The sequence below is a fragment of the Terriglobales bacterium genome, from assembly GCA_035937135.1.
GTDB lineage: Bacteria > Acidobacteriota > Terriglobia > Terriglobales > Acidobacteriaceae > DASYVL01.
In genome coordinates this window covers 1-6,652 of the sequence record DASYVL010000063.1, presented here as the reverse complement: position 1 = coordinate 6,652, position 6,652 = coordinate 1, and the positions used below count along the sequence as shown (strand labels likewise).

The following is a 6,652-nucleotide window of genomic DNA, read 5'->3' as shown; positions in this document are numbered from 1 at the left end:
ATCACCGTCAAACCAGAGGTGAAGCGCTGGGCCAAAGTCGCGCTCGACCGCATGCTGGAGATCCCGACATGAGCGAGCGTACCTTCACCCTCGACGAAGCTCAGGTGCTACTTCCGGTGCTGGAGTCGCTCTTGCGGCGCTCCATCGCGGGCAAGCAGCTCATCGAGAAGATCGAGGGCGAGTTCCAGGAAGTGAGCCAGCGCATCTTCCTGAACGGTGGCACGCGCATGGACATCGCCCACTTGGCGGTGCGAAAGGCCGAAAAAGAAAAAGCCTTGCAGCGGGTGAAGGACGCCCTGGCCGAGATCGATTCCACCGGCGTCCAGGTGAAGGACCTCGACACCGGCCTGCTCGACTTCCCCTGCCGGGTCAGCGACCAGGTCATCCTGCTCTGCTGGAAGCTGGGCGAGAAGCAGATCACCCACTGGCACGGCCAGGAAGAGGGCTTCCAGAGCCGCAAGCCCATTGATGAGACCATCACCCGCGCCGGCAAGGGCAAGAAGCAGTAGTCAGTTCTCAGTTCTCGGTTCTCAGTGACCCGTAGCGCCGGCGTCTCGCTGGCAACAATGACTCTGCCCCGCTAGTGGCGGGCCGCCGGCTGCGCGCTTGCTTCTTGCGGCTTTCCCCCCGGCTTCCACCGCGGTTTGAAGCTGGAGTTCGCCAGCCAGCGCACCGGCCGGATCATGGAACCGATGGCCTCGGCCATGTGCGCCAGGTCCAGATGGGCCAGGTCGTCCGAGGGCTGGTGGTAGTCGGTGTGCAAGCCGAAGCTCGACACCGTCTGCGCCACGATGCCCTTGCGGGCCAGCGCGTAGTTGTCCGACCGCTGGAAGAAATGCTCCTTGGGATGCGGGTCTCCCACCAGCCGCGCCCCGTGTTTCGCCAGCACGGGACCGAGGTTGGAGCGCTTCCAGCCCGTCAGCCAGAGCGTATGCGCCGCTACCGCGGCGTCGGGCCGGCCGATCATCTCAAACTCCAGGTTGGCGACGATCGAGGCCAACGGCACCGGCGGGTGCTGGAGGAAATAGCGGTTGCCGAAGCCGCCCAGCTCCTCGCTGCCGAAGAAGGCGAAGACCACGGTGCGCCGGGGCCGCCGCCCGGAGGCCAGCGCGCGCGCCAACTCCAGCACGGCGGTGACCCCGGAGGCGTCGTCGTCGGCGCCGTTGAAGATGTCGTCGCCGGCGACGGCTTCCTCCGGCGCCGTCCCCAGGTGGTCCAGGTGTGCCGAGAGCAGCACCACCTCGCCCTTGCGCCTGCGGTCGGAGCCTGGCAGGATCCCCAGCACGTTGCGGGTGGTGAGTTTGCCCTCGTGCACCGCGGCCTTCAGCCGCCGCGCGAAGGCCGGGGGGATCTTGTCCATGGGGAGCTTGGAGAGGTCCACCTCCGTCACCACGGGCTGGATGTAGTCCCCGCCCTCAAAGGGCTGGACGCCGTACTTCTTCAGCTCGCCGGCGATGTACTCCGCGGCCTTCTGCTCGTCGTCGGTGGCGCTGCCGCGGCCGCGGAGCGCGTCCGAGGCCAGAAACTCCTCGTGCGCCTGGATGCACGGTTTGCAGACGGCCCGGCTCTGCGCCATGGCCGGAGCCGCAACCAGAAGAAGGGCAAGAAGGATGCTCAGCCGTCGCATCATCGCGGCATTATAAGGTCGACCCAGTAGTCAGCAACCAGTAGTCAGTAGCGTCGGCGTCCCGCCGGGAGGATGTCCGTTAATTCGTAGAAAGTAGCGACTCTCAACCCCTCGGCCATAATGGCCCGAGGGAATTTTCCGCAAGGAAATAAGGAGAGAGTCGCTATGAAGAGACGATACCAAATCGAGCGGCAACGAGCGGTGCAGCAGTTCCGCCAGCTGGCCAGTGAACAAAAACCCCAACATCCAGATGCTCTTTCCTATGGCCGAGGTGGTTAGCATGCTGCAAGAGGGAGTCGGTCATCTGCTGCGCGAGGCGGGGCTGGCCTTGATGAATCTCGTGATGGAGGAGGAAGCGCGGCACCTGGCCGGCGAGCGCCACCAGCAGCACCCCGATCGTCAAAGCGGAGGTCGGTTTGGGCCCCAACCGCGACGCGACCTTAGCCATCAAGACCAGCCCCTTCAAGGTGCATTGAGGAGCGCCACCGTGCGTTTTTGCGAAACAAACCCAAATCACTGCGGAGGTGAAGAGCCTAGGGGTTGAAGCAAACACCGGCTATCTAGCTCGATGGCCTTGACGGAACCAGCCAGCTCGCGCCCTCGATATGAAGCTCCACCAACCCTGGGCGCCATTGAAGCGGTGGCCAGCAGGTCAAATCCGCGCGCGGCAAGGAAAGGCAAATCCGAACCGCTCCAAAGGCCTCGGACGCCGCCAAGTAGACGCAACCCTTTGCGCGTTCGCTGTTGTAAAATCCACGCCTCTGTAAGAGCAGCCAGCGGCCGGCAGCCGGCGGGGGAGTTAGGTGGCAGAAATCAAAAAAATCGGCATCTGCACCGGGGGTGGAGACTGTTCCGGCCTCAACGCCGTGATCCGCGCGGCGGTGAAGTGTGCTGTCCTGAAGTATCACTGGCAGGTGCTGGGGGTGCCGGACGGGTTCGACGGGCTGATCTGGCCGGAGAAGGCGCACCCGCTGCTGCTGGCGGACGTGAGCGGCATCCTGCCGCGCGGCGGCACCATTCTGGGCACCACCAATCGCGGCGACCCCTTTGCCTACAAGATGGGCGAGGAGGGCAAAGAAGTTGTGCAGGACCTCTCCGGGCAGGTGGTGGAGAACGCGCAAAAGCTGGGCATGGACGCGCTGATCGTGATTGGCGGCGACGGCACGCAGAAGATTGCGCTCGAGCTCTTTAAGAAGGGGTTGAAAATCGTCGGCGTGCCCAAGACCATTGACAACGACCTCTCGGCCACCGACGTGACCTTCGGTTTTGACACCGCGCTGCACACCGCCACTGACGCCGTGGACAAGATCCACACCACGGCGGAGTCGCACCACCGCATCATGCTGGTGGAGGTGATGGGGCGGGATGCAGGGTGGATCGCGCTGGAGGCGGGGATCGCCGGCGGCGCGCACATCATCCTGATCCCGGAGATCCCCTTCACGCTGGAGAAGGTGTGCGAGTTTGTGCGGCAGCGGGAGCAGGCGGGCAAGCGCTTCACCATCATCGTGGTGGCGGAAGGGGTGAAGCTCCCGGCGGACCTGGAGTCGAACTACGAGCGGGAAAGGCGGAGGGCGCCGCGCGGAGGCGCGGTGAGCAACCGGATCGCGGACTCGATCAGCATGACCCTGCGCCGGGAGACCCGGGTGACGGTGCTGGGACACATCCAGCGCGGCGGCTCGCCTTCGCCCTTCGACCGCATCCTGAGCACGCGCTTTGGCGCGACGGCGGTGGACCTGATCGCGCAGGGCAAGTTCGGCAGGATGGTGTGCCTGCGCGGCGACCGCATCCTCGACGTGGACATCGCCGAGGCCATCGGCAGGATGAAGGCCGTGGATCCGGCCGGCGAGCTGGTGGCAACGGCAAAGTCGGTGGGTATCGGGTTTGGGGATTGAGGGGCAAAGGGCAAAGGGAAAAGGGAAAAGGGAAGACCCACAAGCCCGAATCTTCCGCCCGCTGCGCGGGCTGCTGCACAGGGAGATGCCCTGGAGCCCACTTCTAGGCTGCGGTCAGGGTAGGGGTCCTTCGACTGCTTTCGCCCGCCGAGGCAGGCTTCACTCCGCTCAGGATGACAGGCAAAAACCAAACGCTTAGCTCCTTCGCTTCGCTGAGGATGACAAGGCTGCTGCACAGGGAGAATGCCCTGGCTGCGTTCCTAAGCTGCGGGCGAGATAGGGGTCCTTCGACTGCGTTCGCCCGCCGAGGCGGGCTTCACTCCGCTCAGGATGACAAATCAAAGTCAAGAATCAAAGTCAAAGTCAAAAACAAACCCAAGCATGACAAGCAGGAAGGGCGCGTCGCCTCCGCGGCTGCGCTATAGTGATTAGAAAGTCCTGTGATTGCTTCCCCATCCAGCCTGTCCTTCTCGCCTAAAGCGCGTCAAGGTTTTGCCGCCGACCGCCGGCTGCGGGCCGCCGGCCTGCTTCTTCTGAGCGTGCTCCTGCTCTCGGGCTGCAACCGCAAGAGCGGCACCGTGCTGGAGACGGCGTACGTCTCCGCGCCGCAGGTGGCGCTGCGCGACCGCGTGGCCGCCGTCTATAACAAGGTCGGCGTGGTCAAGAACGGCGAGCCCGTGGAAGTGCTGGAGCGCAGCCGCAATGGGCGCTTTGTGCGGGTGCGCGCCGGAGTGAGTGAAGGCTGGATGGAGCAGCGCTACCTGGTCAACCAGCAGGTGTTTGACGGCTTCCAGCAACTGGCCACCGGGCACGCCAAGACTCCGGTGGCCGCGCATGCCCTGACGCGCGCCGAGCTCAACATGCATCTGCGGCCGCTGCGCGATTCCGAGCGGCTGTTCCAAGTGGACCAGGGAGAGAAGGTGGAGTTGCTGGAGCGAGCGTCCAGTCCCAAGCCCAGCCCGCCGCAGGCTATGGCGGCTCTTCCATCTGCAAAGCCTGACGCGGTGGCGGCCAAGCCGGGCGCGGGGAGAGCTGCGGCGCCTGCTGGGTCCGGCGCTCCTCCGCCCGTGCTCGAAGATTGGTGGCTGGCGCGCGATGCCCGCGGCCACGCCGGCTGGGTGCTGGGGCGCCTGCTGGATGTGGACGTCCCGCTGGAAGTGGCGCAGTACGCCGAGGGGCAACGGATCATCGCCTGCTTCGTCCTGAATGAGGTTACGGATGGAGAGAAGAAAATCCCGCAGTATCTGATGCTGCTGAACGAGCCCAAAGACGGCCAGCCCTTCGACTACAACCAGGCGCGGGTGTTCACCTGGAACCCGAAGCGCAGTCACTACGAGACCGCCTACCGCGAGCGGAAGCTCGCTGGCGTGCTGCCGGTGCGGGTGAGCACGGCGCGCTTCGGCAAGGAGGGCGAGCTGCCCGTCTTCACCCTGCGGATAATAAAGGATGCCGACGGCAACCTGGAGGAGCGCAAGTACAAGCTCAACGGAGTGATGGTGCGGAGGGTAACGGCGGAGGGAGGGGCAGCGGCAGCCACTCCTCGCGCCAAGCGGCGCCGGTAGGAAGAACCAAGCGCGGACGAGACGTCCGCGCGACAGCCGGCGAGACGCCGGCGCTACGTCAGGAAACCTTCGCGGGCGAGTCGCCCGCATCCACACAGTCGGAATCAGGAGTAGAAGGCGGCGATGGAGTCCACCACGTGCCGCTGCTCGTCCTCTGTGATCTCGGGGAAGAGAGGCAGTGCGAGCAGGTGGTCGGCGGCGCGCTCGGCTTCAGGAAAGTCGCCGGGACGGTATCCCAGGTAGGTCAGGGCCTTCTGCAGGTGCAGCGGGACAGGGTAGTAAACCTCGGTGGCGATGCCGCGCTCGCCAAGGAACTGGCGCAACTTTTCGCGGCGGCTGGTGCGGAGCGCGTACTGATGGTAGACGTGGTGGGCCTGCGCCGCGGTGTGCGGCAGCTCCAGGGGATGGACGGCCACCGGTCCCGAGGCCGCGGGCGCGGCGGCCAGCCCCGCCTCCTCGAACAGCCGGTTGTAGAAGCGGGCGCGCTCGCCGCGCCGGTTGTTCCACTCTTCCACGTAGGCGAGTTTCACGCGCAGGACGGCGGCCTGGAGCTCGTCCAGGCGGCTGTTCCAGCCCAGTTGGTCGTGATAGTAGCGCTCGCGGCTGCCGTGGTGGCGCTGGGCGCGCAGGCTCTCGGCCAGCGCCGCGTCCTGCACGGTGACGCAGCCTCCGTCGCCGTAGCCGCCCAGGTTCTTGGTGGGATAGAAACTGAAGGCGGCGACGGCGCCCAGCGAGCCGGCGCGGCGTCCGCGCCAGCCTGCGCCGAAGGCCTGAGCGGCGTCCTCGACCACGGCCAGGTGATGCTCGCGCGCCAGACGCGAGAAGGAGTCCATGTCCGCGCATTGGCCGTAGAGGTGCACGGGCAGCACAGCCTTCAAGCGCGTGCCGTGGCCCTCGGCCAGGAGGCGCTCCACCTGCTCCGGACTCAGATTCAAGGTCCCGGGATCGATGTCCACCAGGATGGGGCGGGCGCCGGTGCGCACGATGGCGCTGGCGGTAGCGATAAAGGTGAGCGGCGTGGTGATGACTTCGTCCCCGGGCCCGACGCCTACCGCGACGAGCGCCAGCCAGAGAGCGTCGGTGCCGGAGGCGCAGCCCACTGTGGCCGCGGCCCCAGTGAACGCCGTCACCTCGCCCTCGAAGGCTGTAAGTTCTTCGCCCAGGATGAAGCGCTGCGAGGCGCACACCCGCTCCATCGCCGCCAGCACCTGGGTGCGGATGGTGGCGTATTGCCGCTCGAGATCCAGCATGGGCACCGGGCCGATTTTGGCGGCGCGGGCTGCCGGGCGCGGTTTGGAAGCGGTCGCCTTGGTCACTGGAACCCCGATTTTAACACCGGCTACGAGCGGGATGTTTCACAAAGACCTAGGCCTTCTTTCTCTACATCCCGAGCGTAGCGAGGGAGCCCTACCCCTCGTTCCAACTGTTTTCATAGGTAGGGCTCCCTCCGGCTTCGCCGTCGGGATGTTTTACAAAAGCTCCAGCCGGGGAAGAGGAGGCGTCGGGCGACCCTCGGCCAGGGCTTCGCGCCAGGCCTCGATGGAAGTCCGCAGCGGACGAAGGCTGAGGCC

Annotated in this window: 6 protein-coding genes; 3 read left to right on the top strand and 3 right to left on the bottom strand. The window is 65.8% G+C overall.

Going from position 1 to position 6,652, the window contains the following annotated elements; all coding sequences use genetic code 11:
- Nucleotides 1–68: 68 nt before the first annotated feature.
- Nucleotides 69–509 carry a DUF2203 domain-containing protein gene (locus VGQ94_04045; protein ID HEV2021676.1) on the top strand — a complete coding sequence of 147 codons (441 nt, stop codon included), beginning with the start codon at nt 69–71 and terminating at the stop codon, nt 507–509.
- A gap of 71 nt (nt 510–580) precedes the next feature.
- Here the strand turns inward: VGQ94_04045 and VGQ94_04040 are convergent, their stop codons facing one another.
- Together VGQ94_04040 and VGQ94_04035 are read right to left on the bottom strand one after the other, a co-directional pair.
- On the bottom strand, nt 581–1,627 hold the full coding sequence (locus VGQ94_04040; protein HEV2021675.1) for a M20/M25/M40 family metallo-hydrolase: 1,047 nt from the start codon (nt 1,625–1,627) through the stop codon (nt 581–583).
- A gap of 163 nt (nt 1,628–1,790) precedes the next feature.
- Entirely contained in the window at nt 1,791–2,093 is a 303-nt protein-coding gene (locus tag VGQ94_04035; protein HEV2021674.1) for a hypothetical protein, read from the bottom strand.
- Between the two features lie 337 nt (nt 2,094–2,430).
- On the opposite strand from VGQ94_04035, the gene VGQ94_04030 reads away from it, so the two are divergent.
- Both VGQ94_04030 and VGQ94_04025 read left to right on the top strand, forming a co-directional pair.
- A complete protein-coding gene (locus VGQ94_04030; protein HEV2021673.1) occupies nt 2,431–3,519 on the top strand; it encodes an ATP-dependent 6-phosphofructokinase in 1,089 nt (362 codons plus the stop codon).
- Between the two features lie 440 nt (nt 3,520–3,959).
- Nucleotides 3,960–5,081 (top strand): SH3 domain-containing protein, encoded by a 1,122-nt coding sequence (locus VGQ94_04025; GenBank protein ID HEV2021672.1) that lies wholly within the window; start codon nt 3,960–3,962, stop codon nt 5,079–5,081.
- A 104-nt stretch (nt 5,082–5,185) separates the two neighbouring features.
- Here VGQ94_04025 and VGQ94_04020 read toward each other — a convergent pair whose 3' ends face one another.
- Nucleotides 5,186–6,397: a DegT/DnrJ/EryC1/StrS family aminotransferase gene (locus VGQ94_04020; protein ID HEV2021671.1), complete on the bottom strand. Its 1,212-nt coding sequence runs from the start codon at nt 6,395–6,397 to the stop codon at nt 5,186–5,188.
- Nucleotides 6,398–6,652: the final 255 nt, after the last annotated feature.